Raw genomic sequence first — 19,831 nt, 5'->3', positions numbered from 1 at the left:
GTGCCTGACTATTCCTTCCCGTCGGGTTTATTGTGCCGCGTCCGCCTTCTCAGTGAACACCTGTTCGGCCTCAGCGGCTTTTTCCTGCGTCAGTAACTGCTTCTCGTAGACCTTGAAGAATGGATAATAAATTACCATCGACAGTGCCATCAGCAGGATAACCAGAACCGACACTTTGAAATCCCAGCCCATCGCCCAGGCCGCCCCGATCGGTGCCGGCGATGTCCAGGGGACCAGTGAAATCATATGCGGGAGCAGATCCGTCGATACGGCCAGATAGGCGATAACGGCATTGACCATCGGTGCCAGCAGGAAGGGAATGAAAAATACCGGATTCATGACGATAGGTGTGCCAAAAATCACCGGCTCATTGATATTGAAACAGCTTGGCACCAGACTGAGTTTCCCCATGGTGCGCAGATGCGCTGACTTACTGCGACAAAACAGCAGCACCAGTCCCATTGTCGCGCCGGACCCGCCAATCACGATCAGGAAATTCCAGAATGCCTCGGTCATGATGTGCGTCATGGGTAAACCGGCAGCGAGATCTGTCTGATTCAGCCCGAGATTGGTTAACCAAAAAGCCTGCAACATGCCAGATACAATGGCCGAGCCATGAATGCCGGCGAACCACAACAGGTGGCAAATCAGCACGGCGAGAAGTACGGCAGGCAGCGAGTCTGCGGCAGAAATCAGGGGTTCGAACAGCGCCATAATCGCCTGTGGCAGCAACATATCAAACCCTGACTGGACCAGTAAGCTCAGCGGGAAAAGTGTAATCACCACGGCCACAATCGGGATCAGCAAATCAAACGAATGCTTAATGTTTGAAGGTACCTGTTCGGGTAAACGGATACCGATATTGTATTTTTTCAATAACCGCGTCAGTTCGGTGACATAAATCGCCACCAGAATAGCCGTAAAGATCCCCACGCCGCCCAGCGCCGCCGTCGACATCTTTTCATCAATCTGCGGTGCTGCGACCAGCAGGAAAGACATCAGCGCCAGCATTGCGGTCATGAACGGGTCTAGCTTGTAACTTCTTGCCAGATTGTAGGCAATCGATGCCGAGATGTAGATGGACATAATGCCCATCGTCATATTGAACGGCGTCAGGATCTGCACTTCATATTTTGCCGAGAGCGCCAGCCAGCTTCTGGCGAAGCCCCATGAAGATTCGGGCGAAAATGGCGGGTGAACAAAAACCAGTAAAAACGAACCAACAATCATAAAGGGCATTGCTGAGATGAAGCCATCACGCACTGCCATGACATGTCGCTGTGAGGATAATCGCGCGGCGAAGGGGCTGATTTTCTGTTCTATAAAAGTGAAGAGGGATTGGCTGATACTCATGATGATTTGGCCTTATGTTGAGGACATCAGACAGGGTTGCCTTAATTATCATCAGTGTAGTGACGGGAGGTGAAACCGGTTACCGGCTTTTCCCCACTCTGTGAAGGTTATCAAATAACCAGTGCGGAGAGTGGTTTTGGGGGCGCAATAGGGAAAAGAGAAGAGAATATGTTGGAAACAAAACATCATTTTTAATAATGATTTGATGAAGTGAATGAGCGAAAAGAGAGATCAGGCGTTGGTGTAACGGACTCTTTCTGGCAGCCAGCGCTCAATCAGAGCTTTGGCATGATCAGGGAATTGTTGCTGCAGATAACGCGCAATGCGCTGTACATCCGGGATCATCGCCTGATCACGTAATAAATCAGCGACTTTAAATTCAGCGCTGCCGGTCTGACGCGTGCCCAGTAGTTCACCCGGCCCGCGGATTTCCAAATCCTGCTGTGCGATAACAAAGCCATCGTTGCTGTCGCGTAAAACCTGCAAACGTTTCTGCGCCGTTTTGCTGAGCGGCGTTTTGTAGAGCAGTACACAGTGAGAAGCAACGGCACCACGTCCAACGCGCCCACGTAACTGGTGCAACTGCGCCAGCCCTAAACGCTCCGGGTTTTCGATAATCATCAGGCTGGCATTCGGTACGTCAACGCCGACTTCAATGACAGTCGTTGCCACCAGAAGCTGCACTTCACCCTGTTTGAATGCCTGCATAACGGCCTGCTTTTCCTGGGCTTTCATACGACCGTGAACCAGTCCGATATTCAGCGCCGGAAGTGCTTCTTTCAGGCCTTCCCATGTGGCTTCAGCGGCCTGCGCTTCCAGCATTTCCGATTCTTCAATCAGCGTACACACCCAATAAGCCTGACGATTTTCCTGCTCGCAGGCACTTTTGACACGGCTGATAATGTCACTGCGGCGGGTGTCCGGAATGGCGACGGTAGTCACCGGCGTGCGGCCTGGCGGGAGTTCGTCGATCACAGAGGTATCAAGATCAGCGTAAGCCGTCATTGCCAGTGTGCGTGGGATCGGCGTGGCGGTCATGATCAACTGATGTGGATGGAAGCCCTGTTGCAGACCTTTTTCCCACAACGCCAGACGCTGATGCACACCGAAACGGTGCTGTTCATCGATAATGACCAGCGAAAGTGACGAGAACAAAACCTGTTCCTGGAAGATAGCGTGCGTTCCCACCACCATCGACACCTGTCCGCTGGCGATCGCATCCTGCTGTGCCTGCCGGGCTTTACCCTTTTGTTTGCCCGCCAGCCAGCCAACCTGAATACCCAGTGGCTCAAACCACTGACGGAAATTATTGGCATGCTGTTCGGCCAGCAATTCTGTCGGCGCCATTAATCCGACCTGTTGGCCCTGAGCAATAGCGCAAAGTGCGGCGAGGGCGGCTACCAGCGTTTTACCTGATCCCACGTCGCCCTGCACCAGACGCATCATAGGATAACTTTTTGCCAGGTCCTGTTCAATTTCTGCCACAACCCGTGCTTGCGCACCGGTCGGGCTGAAAGGAAGCGACGCGAGGAACTGATTTTTCAGGCGGTCGTCATGATGCAACGGCAGCGCTTTATAACTCTGTGTACCGGCGCGGACAGCCAGCATACTGAGATTATGTGCCAGAAGTTCTTCCATAATCAGGCGGCGTTGAGCCGGATGATGACCTTTTTCAAGGTCTGCAAGCTGGATATCTGGCGGCGGGCGGTGCAGCAAATGCAGCGCCTGAGGAAGCGGGATCAGCGAACGACTCAGTTCCTCTGGCAACAGTTCGGCGACAGGTACGGTGTCGAGCAGTTCAAGTGCCTGATCCGTCAGTTTACGCAAGGTCGCCTGGCGGATACCTTCCGTTGTCGGATAAACCGGCGTCAGTGATTCCTGCAGAACGACTTCGCTGTTTTCACCCTGAATGCGGTATTCCGGATGGATGATTTCAGCACCGATCGTGCCGCGTTTGATTTCACCATAAGCGGTAACACGGCGACCTGTTGCCAGGCTGTTTTTCATCGCGGCGTTAAAGTTGAAGAAGCGTAACGTCGCCATGCCAGTGCCGTCACTTATCTGACAGGTCAGCATTCTGCGGCGGCCAAAACTGATATCACTACGCAACACTTCGCCTTCTATGGTCGCGAAAATGCCGGGCTGTAAATCATTGATGGTGTAAAGGCGGGTACGATCTTCATAGCGTAAAGGAAGATGAAGCAGTAAATCCTGAATAGTTTCAAGGCCGAGTTTGGCGAGCTTGTCTGCCTGACTGGCTCCGACGCCGGAAAGCGACGTCAGCGGGATGGCGTCGAGCAGGCGGCCTTTCATCTTTTTTTGACCGTCATTTGCATCGCCGACCACCATTCATCATCGGCAATGATTTGCCCGTGATCGTCAATGAAAGGGCGGGGAAGCTTCTTTCGCTTCGCCACATTGGACAGAACGGGATAGCCGCCTTCAAACAGCAGTCGCTGCTGTTCCTTCTCGCTCAGCAGACTGCTGTCGCGGCGATACATACCGGCGTTTTCGCGCTGGCGCTGGGCTTCGTACAGGATAAGCGCCGAGGCAACGGAGACGTTCAGAGATTGCACCATACCAATCATCGGAATGATGATATCGCTGTCAGCCAGCGCTAACGCTTCAGGTGTGATACCGGTTTTCTCCTGACCCAGCAATATGCAGGTCGGGCGGGTGTAATCAATCGCGCGGAAGTCGACGGCTTTCTCTGACAAGTTGGTTGCCAGGATTTGCATGCCCTTCGCCTTCATTTTGGCGACGGCATCCTGAATGGTTTTGTGTGTTTTGACCTGAACCCAGCTGTTGCTGCCTGCCGCCGAAGAGACCAGTGTCTTCATTCGGGTTGTAGGCCAGACAGCGTGGATTTCGTGAACGCCGACGGCGTCTGCCGTACGGATGACGGCAGAAACGTTATGTGGTTTATGCACCTGTTCCATACAGACCGTCAGGTCTGGCTGTCGGGCCGCAAGCATTTCGCGGATGCGGGCATAACGTTCTGGGGTCATAACAATCAGTTTCGGTTGCGGGTAACTTTGATGACGTCCGGCATGATACGGATTTTACGCATGATATTCGCCAGATGAACGCGATCGCGGGTCGTCAGGCGGATAAAGGCGCTGTAGACGCGACCGTCTTTTTCTTCGGTGCTCAGATTCTGAATGTTCGACTGCGCGGCATTAATTGCAGCGGTCAGGTTCGCCAGTGCGCCCTGATGGTTGAACATATCAACTTTGATTTCAGCGATAAATTCCTGATCAGTTTCCTGGTGGTTATCCCAGTCAACGGCCATGAATTTCTCAGGTTCTTTCTGATAACCGCGAATATTACGGCAGGATTCATGATGGATCACCAGCCCTTTGCCCGGACTGACGTGGGCAATAATCGGGTCACCCGGAATCGGACGGCAACATTTCGCGAAGGTGATTAGCACGCCATCTGCGCCTTTAATCGGCAGATTACGGGTACCTGACGATGCCATTGAAGACTGGTCACCCATCAGGTTTTTGGCAACCACAACGCTCATGGCATTGCCGAGACCGATTTCTGCCAGCAGGTCATCCATCGCCGGGAGCTTCATACGATCCAGCTCGTTTTTGATGTTTTCCGGCGGAATATCTGACAGTTTTTTACCGGCACCCAGCGCATGATTCAGCAGGCGACGGCCAAGTGAAACCGAATCATCACGTTTCAGGTTCTTCAGCATCTGGCGGATTTTGGCGCGTGCACGTGAGCTGACGACAAAGTTCAGCCAGGCTGCGTTCGGGCGGGCGCCCGGTGCGGTAATGATTTCGATAGTTTGTCCGCTGGTCAGCGGCTGCGAGAGCGGATACGGTTGGCGGTCAACGCGCGCGCCAACGCAGGCATGGCCGATATCGGTATGCACAGCATAAGCAAAGTCGACCGGTGTCGCGCCCGCAGGCAATTCGACGATACGACCTTCCGGCGTAAAGACGTAAATCTCGTCCGGGAACAGATCCGATTTCACGCTCTCAATAAATTCAAAGGAGTTGCCTGCACTTTGTTGCAGCTCAAGCAGACTCTGTAACCAACGCTGAGCACGGATCTGTGCGGTGGTACTGGTTTCACTGTTCTCTTTATAAGCCCAGTGAGCCGCAACCCCCATCTCCGCCATCTGATCCATATCTTCCGTACGGATCTGTACTTCAACCGGCACACCATGCGGACCGATTAGTGATGTATGCAAAGATTGATAGCCGTTGGCTTTGGGGATGGCGATGTAATCTTTAACCCGACCCGGACGCGGTTTGTACAGGCTATGTGCCTGTCCTAACACGCGATAACAGGTATCGAGTTCTTTAACGATCACCCGGAAGGCGTAGATATCCATAATAGAATGGAAACGCTGTTCCTTCAGGTGCATTTTGCAATAGATAGAATACAGGTGTTTTTCGCGACCACTGACACGGCACTGAATGCCGGCTTCGGTTAAACGGCCTTCAATCTCAGAGAGGATTTTCTGGATCATCTCTTTACGGTTACCACGCGCAGCTTTCACCACTTCTTTGATGACGCGATAACGGTTTGGATAAAGGGCTTCGAAGCCCAGCTCTTCGAGCTCGGTTTTCAGGTGATGAATACCCAAACGGTGTGCCAGCGGGCTGTAAATTTCCAGCGTTTCACGGGCAATGCGGCGACGTTTGTCCGGGCGTAAAGAGCCCAGCGTGCGCATGTTATGAGTACGGTCAGCGAGTTTGATCAAAATGACGCGGATATCTTGCACCATCGCCATGACCATTTTGCGGAAGTTTTCCGCCTGCGCTTCTTTCTTATCACGGAATTTCAGCTTGTCTAACTTTGAAACGCCTTCAACCAGCTCAGCAACGCTTTTGCCAAACAGTTGTTCCATGTCCTGGTAAGTTGCAGGCGTGTCTTCGATAACGTCGTGTAATAACGCCGCCATCAGAGTCTCATGATCGAGCCTCATTTCAGCCAAAATACATGCCACGGCCACCGGGTGAGTAATATACGGCTCACCGCTGGAACGTGTTTGCCCCTCGTGCGCGTCCCGCGCCACGAGGTAAGCCTGCACGAGGCGCTTAATTTGCTCCTCCGGCAGGTATTTTTGAATCAGTTGATTCAGGCTTTCAAAGATATACAAGTGAGATCCGTTTCGTTAATTAACGACGGCCTTCAGCGATGGCAGTCACTGCCTGAATCTCTGCGGCTTCCTGCTCCTGTTGCTCCTGACGGTCACGAACGTCGAGGATCTGATTGGTGATCAGGCCTTCTTCGATTTCGCGCAGGGCAATTACAGTGACTTTATCGTTTTCTTCAGCGACCAGTGGATCTTTACCACCAGATTGCAGCTGGCGTGCGCGACGAGCAGCCACCAACACCAGGTCAAAACGGTTACCAATTTTTTCAACAGCGTCTTGAACAGTTACGCGTGCCATATATGTGCTACTCCACAGGGTGACGAAAGACTGGGCATAATACTGAAAGTGACTTCAGTCTGCCAATAGTTTGGTGATTAATCCGTCATGACGGAGCCGCTGACGGCTCAGACGCAGACGTTCAGCGCGAATAATGGTTTTTAAATCCGATAAAGCCAGATCAAAATCATCATTCACAATTAAATAGTCGTATTCGGCAAAGTGTGTCATTTCAGCTACGGCTTGTGCCATACGTTTTGCGATAACGGCTTCGCTGTCTTGCCCGCGGCCACGCAGGCGACGGTCTAGCTCATCTTTCGATGGCGGTAAGACAAAAATACTGCGTGCCTGCGGCATTTTTTTCCGAATTTGCTGCGCGCCCTGCCAGTCGATATCCAGAAAAACATCCACACCCGACGCTAAAACCTGCTCAATGGTTTCACGCGAAGTCCCGTAATAATTACCAAAAACTTCTGCGTGTTCTAAAAAGGCATCACGTTCAATCATTTCGCGAAACGCTTCTTTGTCGACAAAGAAGTAATGCTCGCCATCTTTCTCGCCCGGACGTATAGCTCGGGTCGTATGAGAAATAGAAACCTGTGTGTCGTAGAGCGGTTGTGTTTTAAGTAAAGCCTGAATCAGACTTGATTTGCCTGCTCCACTAGGGGCGGAGACAATATATAGCGTGCCTTGAACCATGATGACGTTTCAACTGAATGGGTTGATAGGAAGTATGCGAAGAGTGATCTCTCGCACAGTATACACGCTCGCTGCATTCGGTGCAGCGCCCAGACGTATTTCATCGCAACTTTGCCAGAGAAAATAGCCTTTCCTGACAGATTTACGTGCCGCATTCCAAATTTTTTCTTCGTTGCAGCAACAGATGAAATAACCAGGAAGGTATCTCGCAAGAAGGGATTATGCCACTGGCAGGAAAAATTACACCGGCGTTTACTGGCCTTCACAAGGAGGTGCCAATGCGCCAGTTTATTTTTCTTATCTGCCTGTTCCCTTTTGCTTTCTCTGCTTCCGGTAAGAATATGCCGTCGCCAGACTGCCCTGTCTGGCCATCAGAACGCCTGACACAGGAAACCCACCATCTCACCGCTCAGCTGACCCAGTGGGATGCAGCCTACCATCAGTCTGGCAGCAGCCCGATAGAAGATTCGGTCTATGATCATTTGCGTCAGAAACAACGTCTCTGGCTACAGTGTGCCAGCCAGCCGGTGCCTGAACTAACAGTGCCAGCGAGTGATGATGCTGAATTTACGCATCCGGTGGCTCATACCGGCCTGCATAAAATGAAAGATAAATATGCTGTCGCAAACTGGATGCAGGGGCGAAAGAATCTGTGGGTGCAGCCCAAAATCGATGGCGTGGCGGTGTCGCTGATTTACCGTTATGGGCAGTTGGCCGCACTGGTTAGCCGTGGCGATGGTGAGAAAGGACAAAACTGGACGGTAAAAGCCGCGTCAATTCCGGCGATCCCGCTGCATATCCCGGACATGAGCCCTGAGTTGATATTACAGGGCGAGCTTTATCTGTTGATGACCGGTCATCAACAAAGTGCTGATGGCGGGATGAATGCAAGATCAAAAGTTGCGGGTGCAATGATGCGTGCTTCTGCTTCTGACCTGCTGAAGCAGACGGGTATTTTTATCTGGTCATGGCCGGATGGACCCACGCTTATGGCTGACCACCTGGAGAAGCTGAGCCAGTTCGGTTTTCCGGTTGTGGCTCAGTTCACGCATGCGGTGAGCGCTGTCGAAGATGTGGAAAAATGGCGTGAAGACTGGTTTTACCAGCCTCTGCCTTTTGCGACGGATGGTGTGGTTGTTCGTCAGCAAGAAGAGCCTGCCGGGAAATACTGGCAAAATAAACCTGCAGTCTGGGCGGTTGCCTGGAAATATCCGCCCGCCAGACAGCTCACCGATGTCACGGGTATCACCACCACCACAGGACGAAGCGGGAAAGTGACCGTTATCCTCAACCTGAAGCCCCTGAGGCTGGACGATAAGTTAGTCAGTAAGGTGAGTGTGGGATCGGTTAGCCGGTTCAGACAATGGGATGTTCTTCCTGGCGATCAGGTCGCTGTCGCGCTGGCCGGACAGGGGATCCCGCGCCTTGATGAAGTGACATGGCGGGTAAGTAAGCGTACGGAAATGCCTTTGCCTGAACCAAGGCGCTATAACGCACTTTCCTGCTTTACGCCTGAACCGGGCTGCATGCAGCAGTTTCTCTCACGTCTGATCTGGCTTAGCGGGCCGGAAGCGTTAGATATGGCGGGGTTCGGCGGGGCCACATGGCAAAAGTTACTGGATGCTTCCCCGGCGGATTCTCTGATCAGCTGGTTAAGCTTTAACGTGAAAGAGCTGGCTGCGGTTCCGGGTATCGGTGTTAAACAGGCGCAAAAACTGATGGCGCAAATTCATCTTGCACGCGAAAAGAGCTTCCGGCGCTGGCTGTCAGCAATAGGATTTCCTTCTTTTGCCCTGGGATTTGCAGAACGCCAGCAAAGCTGGAACAGGCTGACACAGCTGACGTCTCGCGACTGGAAAATGACTGAGGGGATCGGGAGAAAACGGGCCGCTCAGGTTTTTGATTTTATTCATCATCCGGACGTTGAGATTTTGACCGAAGCTCTGAGGCAGGCGCAATTGCCTGCATTCCACTAACGGGCTACAGGAAGGACGCATTAGTGGTCCGAATGCGGGTAATTAAACACAGGCAATCCAAGGCGAAAACGCAGCGCAATAAGACGCGCGGTAAAGCCGATCAGTAACGTGATAATAACCACCAGATTGTGGGGCAGTGAGAAATATTGTAGCCCGATGTAAACCCAGGCGGAGGCAAATGACACGCCGGCATAAATTTCTTTCTGAAAGACCAGCGGGATCTGATTACACATCATGTCCCGCAGCACGCCGCCAAAAACACCGGTAATGACCGCACAAACCGAAGCAATGATAGCGCCATGTCCCATATCGAGGGCCACTTGTGTCCCGATAATGGAAAACACCACCAGCCCCACGGCATCAAGCACTAAAAAGAGCTTTCGCAGATGTTGCATTAAAGGAGCCAGCCAGGTGGTCATTAGCGCGGCCACAGCCACAATCACGATGTACTCCGGATGCTTAACCCATCCCAATGGGTAATGCCCTAAAAGCATGTCGCGAACAGAACCGCCGCCAATGGCCGTCGCTGCAGCAATAATAATGACGCCAAAGGAATCCATTTTCCGACGTCCGGCAGCCAGAGCACCGGTCATGGCTTCTGCGGTGATCCCAATAATATAAAGAACGGTGAGTAACATGGATGTGCGCCAGACAAATCAGTCAGTGAGGAAACGGTAGCCGCGTAGAGTAATGAGTTTCCCATTAGCTGGCGACTGAGTTTTTCTTTTACATGGCTTTTAACATTACTTTATCTAATGCTGATTTCCCTCGTGTCAGCCATTACTAAAGGGTAAGAGAAAATGTTGTATTATTTTAGATTAGAAAATTGGTGATTACTCGTTTGTTTTGACGGTGCTTTTCCATTTATCCATGACGCCGTTTTTTATCAGAGGTGAATTTTCTTCGCTTATAGGTTACGATTAATTAAAATCGTCACTCATTGACGCACGGCTTAATTGTTTAATCTGCCCGGAGGAGTGTATGAAGCCCGATATTCCGGTTGCGTTAACACAGCGTGGACCTGCCGAGCACGAACGGCGTGAACAAATTATAGATGCGGCATTCGAGCACTTTCGTCTTTATGGCTATGCCAAAACGTCGGTGGCGGATCTTGCCAAATCGATTGGCGTTTCAAGTGCTTATATTTATAAGTTTTTTGAGTCTAAACAGGCTATTGGCGAAGCCATTTGCTCGCAGCGGGTGGGGCAGATAGATGAAGCGCTCATGGTGATTGCGCAAAGTGACCAAAGTGCGACTCTGCGCCTGAGATCTATTTTTAAAACGCTGCTGACACGTAGTCTGGATCTCTTTTTCCTGGACAGGAAATTACATGATCTGGCCGCGATAGCCTCAGCTCAGCGATGGAAATCCACATTAAATCATCGTGCTATGATATACAGCATTGTTGAGAAAGTGGTTGCCGACGGCCGGGAATCCGGTGAATTTGAGCGTAAAACGCCGCTGGATGAGGTTTGTATGGCGATCACCACGGTGACAACCCCCTTCTCGCATCCGTTATTGCTGGAACAAAAAACACCTGAACAACTGGAAGAACGCGTTCAGGCAATCACCAGCCTGGTGTTGCGTAGCCTCGCAAAGTAGGCACAATAAAATTTTGGGTTACGGGTTTACAAAAACGTAATTCGTCACATACTGTCAGGCTTTATTATCCAGAAACCCGTTTCTGGCCGGTTCATGTAATCGCCTGCAGAAACTTACGTCTTATACAGACAGAGAGGAATGTTTTATGACTCATCGTCGAGTGGTTATTACCGGCATGGGGGCTGTGAGTCCTCTGGGCTGTGATATCGAAACTATCTGGAAGCGTCTGCTGGCCGGTCAGTCTGGTATCCGAGTTTTGCCGGAAGAGATTGTTGAAACGTTGACTGTGAAAATTGGTGGTCAGGTACAAACTAAAGAACAGGACCCTGAGTCAGGATTCGATCCGGATATGTTCGTGGTACCGAAAGACCAGAAAAAAATGGACCGTTTCATTCTGTTTGCGATGGCTGCTGCGGATATGGCTATTGCTGATGCCGGCTGGAAAGCAGAAACGCAGGAACAGCAGGAACGTACCGCAACTATCATCGGTTCTGGTATCGGCGGCTTCCCGGCTATTGCCCATGCCGTGCGCACCAATGACAGCCGTGGCGCTAAGCGTTTGTCGCCTTTCACTATACCTTCATTCCTGGTGAATCTGGCGTCTGGCCAGGTTTCGATTAAACATCAGTTCAAAGGCCCGATTGGCGCACCGGTAACGGCTTGCGCGGCAGGTGTTCAGGCGATTGGTGATGCAGTGCGTTTGATTCGCAATGACGAAGCCGATGTTGCGCTTTGTGGCGGCGCAGAAGCGGCGATTGATACCGTGAGCCTGGGCGGTTTTGCTGCAGCGAAGGCCATGTCTACCGGTCATGAAGATCATCCGGAAAAAGCCTCCCGTCCGTTTGACAGCGCGCGTGATGGTTTCATCATGGGCGAAGGCGCAGGCATGCTGGTGATCGAAGAGCTGGAACATGCGAAGGCACGTGGCGCCAAAATTCTGGCTGAGATTGTCGGTTACGGCACCAGCGGTGACGCCTACCACATGACGTCCGGTGCGGAAGATGGCAACGGTGCGGGCCGCGCGATGAAAATCGCCCTGCGTCAGGCGGGTATTCAGCCATCAGACGTGCAACATCTGAATGCTCACGCCACGTCTACGCCGGTGGGTGATCTGGGTGAAATCAATGCGATTAAAACCCTGTTTGGCACTGACGGCAAACTGGCTGTTACGTCTACCAAATCTGCGACCGGACACTTGTTGGGCGCGGCTGGCGGGCTGGAGACGATCTTCACCATTCTTGCCGTACGTGACCAAATCGTTCCTCCGACGCTGAATCTGGAAAACAAAGACGAAGCGGCTGCCGGTCTGAACATCGTCGGTAATACTGCGCAGAAACATGACATCACCTATGCCTTATCAAACGGTTTCGGCTTCGGTGGCGTTAATGCCTGTGTATTGTTGAAACGCTGGGAAGACTAATTTCTTTCTTCGCTGACGCATAAAAAAACGCCTCGGGTTTTATGACCGGAGGCGTTTTTATTATGCGGGGGGAGAGGATTTACTCGATGTTGAATTTGAATATCGAGTAATTGCGTATTGTCATTGATTTTATTGAGTTTTATCTACTCCATTTTTTCAGTATGTACACTCTTATGTACACAGAAAACAGACGCTATACTGAAAATGCCGCTTAATTGAGCAACGCAGCGTGACCACTGCGTCCAGACCGTACGTTTATCGAACAGTTCTATTTCATGTTCTGCGATGAGTCTATCGACTTTGCGAGGCAGGCGTGAGCATTGCATAGCTTCTATCATATAGCGCTTCATTTCAGCTATGCTGGGAGCGTTTGGTAGCGTGTAAAGATACCCCCTTTCCAATAGCTCATCCCCCAAATCTTTCGTGTAGACCCGGAGCCGCTCGAAGGGATTTCTCATCTCTAAAATATGGGCCAGCATCAAGGCATTACCGTTTTTGCTTGTGGGCGTAGCGTTTGGTCTGTATCGGGCTTCGATACGCAGAAATTGCTGATACTCATCAAAATTGATGTTAATGAATTTGGCTCTTTCTCGAAAGACCAGTTTTCTACCGCTGTTAGCGTCTACTTTTCCATAGCAAAGAAAATGTAAAAACGAGCGGTAACTGCCTATTCTGATTCCAGGAAAACCATTTTCTTTATTAAAGTATGCTGTTTTTCCTGAACGTTCTAATCCCCATATGTAATCATCTAACTTGCAGTTGTAGATATCAATAGCGACATCAATTTGCGTAACCCAAGCCCGTGCCAGCAGTTGGTTAAATATTCCACCTAATCGACGGTCTATCCACGATAACAAATGATCTATTTTTTTGGGAGCCATATGTTGGGGATGAAAATCTAAACGTATTCCGCCTGTATTACGATTTATTGGTGAATAATCAATTCGTAATAGCACGGGAGAGTGTTTCTTCTTTCTTCGAATCAGTAAAGCCTTACCGTAAGGCTTTCCTTCATCGTTTCGGATATATTGGGCTCGATATTGTTTAAATTCCTTCTGGCTCATCTTTTTCAATCTGGTATATGTTCTCTTTCTTTCGCTACTATTATTGAATCGACTTACAAGACTAAGTTTATCAGTTCTCATTTTTATACGTTGATCTCTGGTATTCTTACCAATATCAAGTGAACAACAAAAATCTATGTTGCGTTTATTCAGTAACATTTATATCCCTTACAGAAGTAACAATCGGTATGGGATAGTGAGTATTGAATCATATAATCACTATCCCTATTGGATGTGCATATAACGTGCTATTAGAGCGATGACACTTTGTCACTCAATTCTTTCTTGTGTCTGATAGCGGTACTTTCTGGCGGCTGGCAATCCATTGCAGTATTTCTTCTTCCCTCCACGCTACAGAACGAGAAGGCGTGTCTACATCACCAAATCCGCCAGTCAGGCGGACAGGTTCAGGAAAATGGCCCGCTTTGACTTGGCGATAGAGCGTAGCGCGTGAGAAAGCACAGTATTCAAGGACTGTTTTCAGTTTGATCAGACGTAAAGAGTTCATCGTAAAAACCTAGTCGATTTACGCATCCAATTGATGCAAAGCGCCTTTACAGATTTTCAGAATGAATGATTTTTTGTGGAAAAAACGTTGTTATCATCAGAGGTTTTTTGGCTTGATTTTAAATTATATACTTGTTATTTAACGATTAATTTAGGTTTCTATTTTCTGAGATGATTAGATCTGATGGTCAGAGTTCTATCTTTCTAATCTGATGATCAGATTCAAACTTGACAGTTTGAAACCTATCCGTAATCTGACGATCAGATAACCCAGAGGAATCAGTTATGGCGTTAAAACACAGAGAACTTGATGAACTTGATGAGCTTGATGAGAGCGATGGGAATGATGAATTTGAGTTCGATGAAATTGAGGAGTTAGATGAGGCTACAAAAGTTCGTCGTAAAACCAATATTGCTTATCAAAACGTACGCAAAAAACAGCTCAAAAAAATAGGTAAACATCATATTCAAATCAGGCTTGATGATGAAACTTTTGAAAAATTATGCGACTTGTGTGAAGTGCTAGGTTATAAGAGACCTAAGCCTAAAATGCACAACCTTATAGAAATGTATTCGGCAATTTTTAAATATCTCTTAAGAACCAGTGACGAAAATTTCGAATACAGTCCAAACACCAAAAAATCAATAAAGATATTAGGCATATATAAGTATGTTGATCATCTCAGATATGAACAACAATTGGCTAAAGACGTTATCATCTCAGAGCTTCAAAGAAAAGATGTCAAAATCCCGGTTGGGAAAGTTGATAATAAGAGCGTAGTGTCAGGAAAAGACAAGTTTCTTGAACAATATTTTGATAAAGATAAAATTATTAGAGTGCTTAAAATGGTAGATGATAAGATCTAAATTACAGGTAATAATCAGATTTTTGGATAAAATGAGACTTTACTTTTAAGTCTCATTTCGTATATTCATCTAAAAGCATAATTAAAACGCGCCTTTGTTCATGAGTTAATCGAGGCCATATTTGATCAAGGCGATTCTTTAAATCTGCATCCTTTAATGGCACGAAATCCTGTTGTTTCTTCGATTCCCTATCTAGTGTTGAGAAGCAATCAATAAAAAACCAACTGATCGGTGAATTGAGCTTAATCGCTATGTTCACAAGGTGCGCCACGTTAATCTTATTAGTTCCGCGTTCATAGCGGGAAAGTTGCTGATGAGAGATATCAACAAGCTCTGCCAGGTACTGGGCAGTCATTCCCAGTTCCTTACGGCGCATCTGTATACGTTGACCAACCTGCTTATCTGTACTCTCTGAAGTTAATTGAGCCATGTACCACTTCTCACACCATTAAATGTCTATAAATGGAAGTTTGTGGGCTTTTTGCTCTTGTATGAACGTCTTTTATGGATTATAAATATATTTTTGCGCATCTATGGATTTTGTAAGGCGAGTGTGGAGCTATCGGGATCTGGTGCTTCCAAGATTTGCTTTGTTTCCTGCAAAGGCTGGCCCTTTCGTTAAGTCGATTACAAAACTATGATTCGATGTGCACTTTGGTATGGGCGATGAAAAAACAAAATATACTTATTATTGAGTCACGCAGTGATCTGGATATATATGATGAAAGATATGAGGGCAATACGCTAAAGACGATTTTGGAGTTACAGGGGGTAAGAGCAAAAAGTATAGAAGTGGTTAACGAGAAGATGTTCGTTAAGGCGTTAAAGATAGCCCAACGAGAGCATATAAAATATGTGCATATTAGTGCTCATGGCACTGATGAGGGGTTTATTTTAACTGATGATGGGTTTATTACATGGAAAGATTTTGATCGCATCGCGTGGCCAATATTGAGAGGTAAGTGTATTTGTTTCTCAAGTTGCTCTGTTGGTAAGGGGGTAGGGAAATTATTCGATTTCCATAAATCTTTCTGCAACGCAATTGTTGGGCCGATAAGAGATATCTCTTGGGGGGAGGGGCTTGTCGCGTATTCTGCATTTTATCACAGGGCGCAATTATATGAAAAATCATCCTTACAGGATGTTCGGGTAATGAATCATATTGTTGGTGCGGGTACGTTTAGACTCATCGAGTCGCCATATATATCATCTACCTACACAATTGATGGATTTATAAAACATACAGAGTAAGTTAATTTATTAAGGATATCTCATGGTAAATATCATAAACAAAAAATCTTTATTCATTCTTTTAATGATGTCTTGCAGTGCAAGTTATGCTGCTTCCTTTGATTGCAATAAAGCAACTTCAAATGTTGAAAAAATGATTTGCTCAGATCATAAGTTAGGTCTTTTGGATGATTACCTAGCCAAAAACTATAGAATATCTATGGGGCCTGATATGCCTGAAGAATCAAAATTGAAGATTAAAAAATCGCAAATGGAATGGCTCAATAAGCGAAATGCTTGTACTGATACTCAATGTATTGAAGGTTTGTACTCTAGGCAAATGGATTATCTTTGGAATGAATGCTTTGACCATCTTCATGGGAAAATGGAGTATACTAAATACTCTGAAGCTATAGATAAGATAAAGAGGGATGTAGATTCACAAGAATATAATAAAACGCATAAGAAACCTGAAGAACTCATCGAGGAATTATCCGCTAAGAATGCTAGTAAAGTTCATCAATTAGGATTTAATAATAGACAATTGAAATCTACTTTGTTTTTAGATGGGTTTGGTAGTTACTTCAAATACCATACTCTTAATGAATCTTTGTCATTGATTCTTGAATTGCCTGATCTAATCTCATTAGAGAAAATTGATTACAAAGGTTATGCTGGCTTTAGAATAAAAACATCTGGTCGACCTTACTCTGGATTCATTTTTCGAGAAGAAAATGATGAGATTTATTTAACCGGTATTGTGTCAGGCGATAAAATTATAGAGGCTACTACCGAAAATGACATGCGAGAGCTAGCTCGTATTTTTTTGAGCTATACAAACTATGTTCTAAATAATAATGCCAGAGATTAATGATGGGCATCACTATATTTGTCACTGAAAATAGTGTTGCTGAGTTTAATATCAATATATTTCATGGTGATGTTTCTACTGTAGCCTCTCTTGACGGTAAATATAAGAAAAAATAAATCTTTGGCAAGTGTCATCCATAATTACGGTACTTGCCAATATGAAACAGAATAACGAGTAAATACTAATAAATTAAGGGGGATCATCCATTGTGAATATTTTTTTTCCTTTGATTTTTAAGCCTTTCATGTGTTATTGACATATATTCTGGGTTTATATCACACAAAACAGCTTTACGATCCAACATCATGCATACAGCACCAGTGGTGCCTGAACCACACATAGGATCAAATACTATATCACCTGGTTTTGTGACCATCTCAATTAACGGTATATAAACTGCCATTGGCTTTTGGGCCGGATGGCCGGTTTGCTCATTCTTACGGATGAAACCAATGTTCAGAGGGGCTTCAATGACAGATGGCGGCCCAGGCATATATCTTAGTTTACCTTCAGATTTTTTTGCCAATTGTGATTCATTTAAAAAATGCTCAGGATACATTTTAGCATCTGGGGTACTTATATGCAGGCAGGTCATTTGGGCCGAACGCCATCCTCTAATCACCGAGGGATTATTTTTATAGTACCAAGTTAACCATGCATTATATTTATGAGAATGAGGAATTGAATCTATAAATCTTGCAACTATTTCTGGGAATCCCCAGAAATAAATATGATCAGCTATTGTTGCTAATTCGTTTAATATATTAGTTATGTATTCTACATAATCATCTCTGGTCCCGCCAACTCCTTTGTTATACCAAGGATCAAACATAGCACATGAGCAACGTCCATACTCGCGCCTAAATCTATCTATAGAAACAAATACATCAGTTGGTTCATAAGTGATGATATCATTTGATTTCATAGCCGAAATACTCCAGAAGAAATCTTAATGATTCTGCTTTTTGTGTCTCGCCCACTGATTGCAATATTGCAGTAACATTAATTTTACCGTTGTTTGAATCCCAATAATTCTTTTTCATAACTTGATGGCGTCCGCATAATGCTTGCCATTTGTTGGGATCGTTACGATCAGTTTGAGGTTCAATAGAATGAGGTGTCATATGGTCTGGTGTTAATTTTACTGACCCTCCACCAATTGGATCAATATCGCCAGCCGCAAGGCCACAGTGTTGTCCATCTTCTGTCCATTCACACTTATAATCTGCACGTTCTAACACTAAATCCCAGCAAGGCTTTGTTGGCAATACGCGCTTTGCTGCTGTTAGACGTCTTTCTGAATGAGGCATCAGATATTCTTCAGGAGCAAGCGCTTTAAGGTCACGCCAAGAGAGAATGGTGTAACCTTTATCCGTTCTTAACTCTGAAAGACGTTGATGCCAGTTCTCTGGTTGTTTTCCTGTAGCTGGATTCGTTGCTGCACGAATGATTTGCTCGCGCGTAACGATTTTACCGATGTTGTTAAGAAATAGTGCTTCAATACGCTTGCTAACACTTTCCTGAGCGTATGAGGCAGTGTCTTGGCTGTAAATTTTACCTGAAGATTCCATCGTATAGTCTCCTATGTATTGTAGTGGTCAACAAAAACTGGCCACGGCTTTAGAGTTTTTCCAAAACAATCTTTCTGATTCATTCGGCGTCAAACCACCATTATATTGATGAGGTCTGAGCTGGCTGTAATATCCTGTGATGTAATTCGTTATTGCCGTGCTGGCTTGGCTAAAATTAGCGTAGCCATTATCCGGTACCCACTCTGTTTTCAGACTTCTGAAGAACCGTTCCATTGGGCTGTTATCCCAGCAATTTCCCCGGCGACTCAGACTTTGCTTTATCTGATATCTCCACAGTAACTGCCTGAAATTCCTGCTGGTATAGTGACTGCCTTGATCCGAGTGATACAGTAAATTAGCCGGTTTTCCCCGTGCTTCCCAGGCCATCGACAGGGCTTTACCTGTCAGTGCTGAATCAGGGAAAAATGACATCGCCCAGCCAACCGGTTTACGGGAAAACAAATCGAGTACTATAGCCAGATAAGCCCAGCGTTTTCCCGTCCAGATATAAGTCACATCACCGCACCAGGTCTGATTAGGCTCGGTAACAGCAAACTGGCGATCCAGATAATTAGGGATCTCAATGTGTTCCTTAGACGCCTTCTTATAACGATGGCCAGGTTGCTGACAGCTGATAATATTGAGCGCTTTCATTAGCTTTGTTGCCCGCCAGCGGCTCAGTTTTATACCTTTGGTGGTGACCATCGCGGCAATGCTTCGCGCTCCTGCTGAGCCGTTACTTTCGCGATAAACTTCACGCACAAGGCTCAGTAATGCCACTCTCGTGGCGTCAGGCTTCCTGGGCTGCCGCCAGTATTTATAACTGCTGCGATGAACCCCAAACACGTTGCACACAACGGCAACAGGAAACCGCGCCCTGAGTTTCTCAACTAATGAGAATTGTTCAGGGAGTCTGACATCAAGAGCGCGGTAGCCTTTTTTAATATATCCCTTTCCATTTCAACGCGTTGAAGTCTTTTCTTTAGCTCGCGTATTTCAATCTGCTCAGGTGTCATGGGTGAAGCAGTGGGTGATTTTCCCGCTCGCTCTTCTTTCAGTTGTCGAACCCATTTGTCCATTGTGGATTTGCCGACGTTCATTGCCGTAGCAGCGGCGGCAACGGTGTAATGCTGATCGAGTACAAGCTGGGCAGCTTCGAGGCGAAACTCGGGGCTAAAATTGCGTCTGTTACGTCCGGTCATAATGCCACCTGTTTTTACTGTGAGGTGATGATATCACCTCTATTCAGGTGGCCAAATTCAGTGTGCCACTACA

The 19,831-nt window shown here is 47.2% G+C and carries 19 protein-coding genes; 6 read left to right on the top strand and 13 right to left on the bottom strand.

Features of this window, described 5'->3' with window-relative positions; genetic code table 11:
* Positions 1-27: 27 nt before the first annotated feature.
* From EX31_RS15825 to gmk, 6 genes are all read right to left on the bottom strand, one after another.
* On the bottom strand, positions 28-1,353 hold the full coding sequence (locus EX31_RS15825; RefSeq protein ID WP_037035566.1) for a PTS sugar transporter subunit IIC: 1,326 nt from the start codon (positions 1,351-1,353) through the stop codon (positions 28-30).
* A gap of 231 nt (positions 1,354-1,584) precedes the next feature.
* Positions 1,585-3,666 (bottom strand): ATP-dependent DNA helicase RecG, encoded by a 2,082-nt coding sequence (recG, locus tag EX31_RS15820; RefSeq protein WP_013577642.1) that lies wholly within the window; start codon positions 3,664-3,666, stop codon positions 1,585-1,587.
* Positions 3,663-4,361 carry a tRNA (guanosine(18)-2'-O)-methyltransferase TrmH gene (gene trmH, locus EX31_RS15815; RefSeq protein WP_013577641.1) on the bottom strand — a complete coding sequence of 233 codons (699 nt, stop codon included), beginning with the start codon at positions 4,359-4,361 and terminating at the stop codon, positions 3,663-3,665. Before trmH ends, recG begins: the two co-directional genes overlap by 4 nt.
* A gap of 5 nt (positions 4,362-4,366) precedes the next feature.
* Positions 4,367-6,475: a bifunctional GTP diphosphokinase/guanosine-3',5'-bis pyrophosphate 3'-pyrophosphohydrolase gene (gene spoT / locus EX31_RS15810; RefSeq protein WP_037035565.1), complete on the bottom strand. Its 2,109-nt coding sequence runs from the start codon at positions 6,473-6,475 to the stop codon at positions 4,367-4,369.
* 19 nt (positions 6,476-6,494) lie between these two features.
* Positions 6,495-6,770 (bottom strand): DNA-directed RNA polymerase subunit omega, encoded by a 276-nt coding sequence (gene rpoZ, locus EX31_RS15805; protein ID WP_013577639.1) that lies wholly within the window; start codon positions 6,768-6,770, stop codon positions 6,495-6,497.
* 54 nt (positions 6,771-6,824) lie between these two features.
* Positions 6,825-7,448: a guanylate kinase gene (gene gmk, locus EX31_RS15800; protein WP_013577638.1), complete on the bottom strand. Its 624-nt coding sequence runs from the start codon at positions 7,446-7,448 to the stop codon at positions 6,825-6,827.
* Positions 7,449-7,726: 278 nt separating this feature from the next.
* Between gmk and ligB the strand changes: the two genes are divergently transcribed.
* Positions 7,727-9,424, top strand: a complete 1,698-nt coding sequence (ligB, locus tag EX31_RS15795) for an NAD-dependent DNA ligase LigB (RefSeq protein ID WP_037035564.1) — start codon at positions 7,727-7,729, stop codon at positions 9,422-9,424.
* Between the two features lie 20 nt (positions 9,425-9,444).
* Here the strand turns inward: ligB and EX31_RS15790 are convergent, their stop codons facing one another.
* A complete protein-coding gene (locus EX31_RS15790; protein WP_013577636.1) occupies positions 9,445-10,062 on the bottom strand; it encodes a trimeric intracellular cation channel family protein in 618 nt (205 codons plus the stop codon).
* Positions 10,063-10,405: 343 nt separating this feature from the next.
* Here EX31_RS15790 and EX31_RS15785 point away from each other — a divergent pair, with 343 nt between their 5' ends.
* Together EX31_RS15785 and fabF are read left to right on the top strand one after the other, a co-directional pair.
* Positions 10,406-11,026, top strand: coding sequence for a TetR/AcrR family transcriptional regulator (locus tag EX31_RS15785; protein ID WP_013577635.1), 621 nt, complete (start codon positions 10,406-10,408; stop codon positions 11,024-11,026).
* Positions 11,027-11,171: 145 nt separating this feature from the next.
* Complete coding sequence (fabF, locus tag EX31_RS15780; RefSeq protein WP_013577634.1) at positions 11,172-12,446, top strand: beta-ketoacyl-ACP synthase II; 1,275 nt, start codon at positions 11,172-11,174, stop codon at positions 12,444-12,446.
* 143 nt (positions 12,447-12,589) lie between these two features.
* Here fabF and EX31_RS15775 read toward each other — a convergent pair whose 3' ends face one another.
* Both EX31_RS15775 and EX31_RS25425 read right to left on the bottom strand, forming a co-directional pair.
* Positions 12,590-13,669 (bottom strand): hypothetical protein, encoded by a 1,080-nt coding sequence (locus tag EX31_RS15775; protein WP_037035563.1) that lies wholly within the window; start codon positions 13,667-13,669, stop codon positions 12,590-12,592.
* A 115-nt stretch (positions 13,670-13,784) separates the two neighbouring features.
* Complete coding sequence (locus EX31_RS25425) at positions 13,785-14,018, bottom strand: helix-turn-helix transcriptional regulator (protein ID WP_072012285.1); 234 nt, start codon at positions 14,016-14,018, stop codon at positions 13,785-13,787.
* A 284-nt stretch (positions 14,019-14,302) separates the two neighbouring features.
* On the opposite strand from EX31_RS25425, the gene EX31_RS15770 reads away from it, so the two are divergent.
* Positions 14,303-14,884 (top strand): hypothetical protein, encoded by a 582-nt coding sequence (locus tag EX31_RS15770; protein ID WP_037035561.1) that lies wholly within the window; start codon positions 14,303-14,305, stop codon positions 14,882-14,884.
* A 52-nt stretch (positions 14,885-14,936) separates the two neighbouring features.
* Here the strand turns inward: EX31_RS15770 and EX31_RS15765 are convergent, their stop codons facing one another.
* Positions 14,937-15,314: a helix-turn-helix domain-containing protein gene (locus EX31_RS15765; protein WP_037035560.1), complete on the bottom strand. Its 378-nt coding sequence runs from the start codon at positions 15,312-15,314 to the stop codon at positions 14,937-14,939.
* A gap of 236 nt (positions 15,315-15,550) precedes the next feature.
* Here EX31_RS15765 and EX31_RS15760 point away from each other — a divergent pair, with 236 nt between their 5' ends.
* Both EX31_RS15760 and EX31_RS15755 read left to right on the top strand, forming a co-directional pair.
* Entirely contained in the window at positions 15,551-16,135 is a 585-nt protein-coding gene (locus EX31_RS15760; RefSeq protein WP_081925202.1) for a hypothetical protein, read from the top strand.
* A 22-nt stretch (positions 16,136-16,157) separates the two neighbouring features.
* Positions 16,158-16,985 carry a lysozyme inhibitor LprI family protein gene (locus EX31_RS15755; protein WP_037035558.1) on the top strand — a complete coding sequence of 276 codons (828 nt, stop codon included), beginning with the start codon at positions 16,158-16,160 and terminating at the stop codon, positions 16,983-16,985.
* Positions 16,986-17,184: 199 nt separating this feature from the next.
* Here the strand turns inward: EX31_RS15755 and EX31_RS15750 are convergent, their stop codons facing one another.
* From EX31_RS15750 to EX31_RS15740, 3 genes are all read right to left on the bottom strand, one after another.
* Positions 17,185-17,910: a site-specific DNA-methyltransferase gene (locus EX31_RS15750; RefSeq protein WP_037035557.1), complete on the bottom strand. Its 726-nt coding sequence runs from the start codon at positions 17,908-17,910 to the stop codon at positions 17,185-17,187.
* Entirely contained in the window at positions 17,897-18,556 is a 660-nt protein-coding gene (locus tag EX31_RS15745) for a hypothetical protein (protein WP_037035556.1), read from the bottom strand. The genes EX31_RS15750 and EX31_RS15745 overlap by 14 nt, the downstream gene beginning before the upstream one ends.
* A gap of 27 nt (positions 18,557-18,583) precedes the next feature.
* A protein-coding gene (locus EX31_RS15740; protein ID WP_156106971.1) for an IS3 family transposase occupies positions 18,584-19,758 on the bottom strand; the annotation gives its coding sequence in 2 pieces (ribosomal slippage) (positions 18,584-19,500 and positions 19,500-19,758; 1,176 coding nt in all).
* Positions 19,759-19,831 lie beyond the last annotated feature (73 nt).

This window comes from Rahnella sp. WP5 (genome assembly GCF_000745615.1).
GTDB lineage: Bacteria > Pseudomonadota > Gammaproteobacteria > Enterobacterales > Enterobacteriaceae > Rahnella > Rahnella aceris.
Note: the sequence above shows the minus strand (reverse complement) of the source record. Positions and strands in the feature narration are given on the sequence as shown.

Coding starts and splice junctions, on each gene's coding strand:
- EX31_RS15825 (WP_037035566.1), bottom strand. CDS start 1,353: ATGAGTATCAGCCAATCCCTCTTCACTTTTATAGAACAGAAAATCAGC.
- recG (WP_013577642.1), bottom strand. CDS start 3,666: ATGAAAGGCCGCCTGCTCGACGCCATCCCGCTGACGTCGCTTTCCGGC.
- trmH (WP_013577641.1), bottom strand. CDS start 4,361: ATGACCCCAGAACGTTATGCCCGCATCCGCGAAATGCTTGCGGCCCGA.
- rpoZ (WP_013577639.1), bottom strand. CDS start 6,770: ATGGCACGCGTAACTGTTCAAGACGCTGTTGAAAAAATTGGTAACCGT.
- gmk (WP_013577638.1), bottom strand. CDS start 7,448: ATGGTTCAAGGCACGCTATATATTGTCTCCGCCCCTAGTGGAGCAGGC.
- ligB (WP_037035564.1), top strand. CDS start 7,727: ATGCGCCAGTTTATTTTTCTTATCTGCCTGTTCCCTTTTGCTTTCTCT.
- EX31_RS15790 (WP_013577636.1), bottom strand. CDS start 10,062: ATGTTACTCACCGTTCTTTATATTATTGGGATCACCGCAGAAGCCATG.
- EX31_RS15785 (WP_013577635.1), top strand. CDS start 10,406: ATGAAGCCCGATATTCCGGTTGCGTTAACACAGCGTGGACCTGCCGAG.
- fabF (WP_013577634.1), top strand. CDS start 11,172: ATGACTCATCGTCGAGTGGTTATTACCGGCATGGGGGCTGTGAGTCCT.
- EX31_RS15775 (WP_037035563.1), bottom strand. CDS start 13,669: ATGTTACTGAATAAACGCAACATAGATTTTTGTTGTTCACTTGATATT.
- EX31_RS25425 (WP_072012285.1), bottom strand. CDS start 14,018: ATGAACTCTTTACGTCTGATCAAACTGAAAACAGTCCTTGAATACTGT.
- EX31_RS15770 (WP_037035561.1), top strand. CDS start 14,303: ATGGCGTTAAAACACAGAGAACTTGATGAACTTGATGAGCTTGATGAG.
- EX31_RS15765 (WP_037035560.1), bottom strand. CDS start 15,314: ATGGCTCAATTAACTTCAGAGAGTACAGATAAGCAGGTTGGTCAACGT.
- EX31_RS15760 (WP_081925202.1), top strand. CDS start 15,551: ATGAAAAAACAAAATATACTTATTATTGAGTCACGCAGTGATCTGGAT.
- EX31_RS15755 (WP_037035558.1), top strand. CDS start 16,158: ATGGTAAATATCATAAACAAAAAATCTTTATTCATTCTTTTAATGATG.
- EX31_RS15750 (WP_037035557.1), bottom strand. CDS start 17,910: ATGAAATCAAATGATATCATCACTTATGAACCAACTGATGTATTTGTT.
- EX31_RS15745 (WP_037035556.1), bottom strand. CDS start 18,556: ATGGAATCTTCAGGTAAAATTTACAGCCAAGACACTGCCTCATACGCT.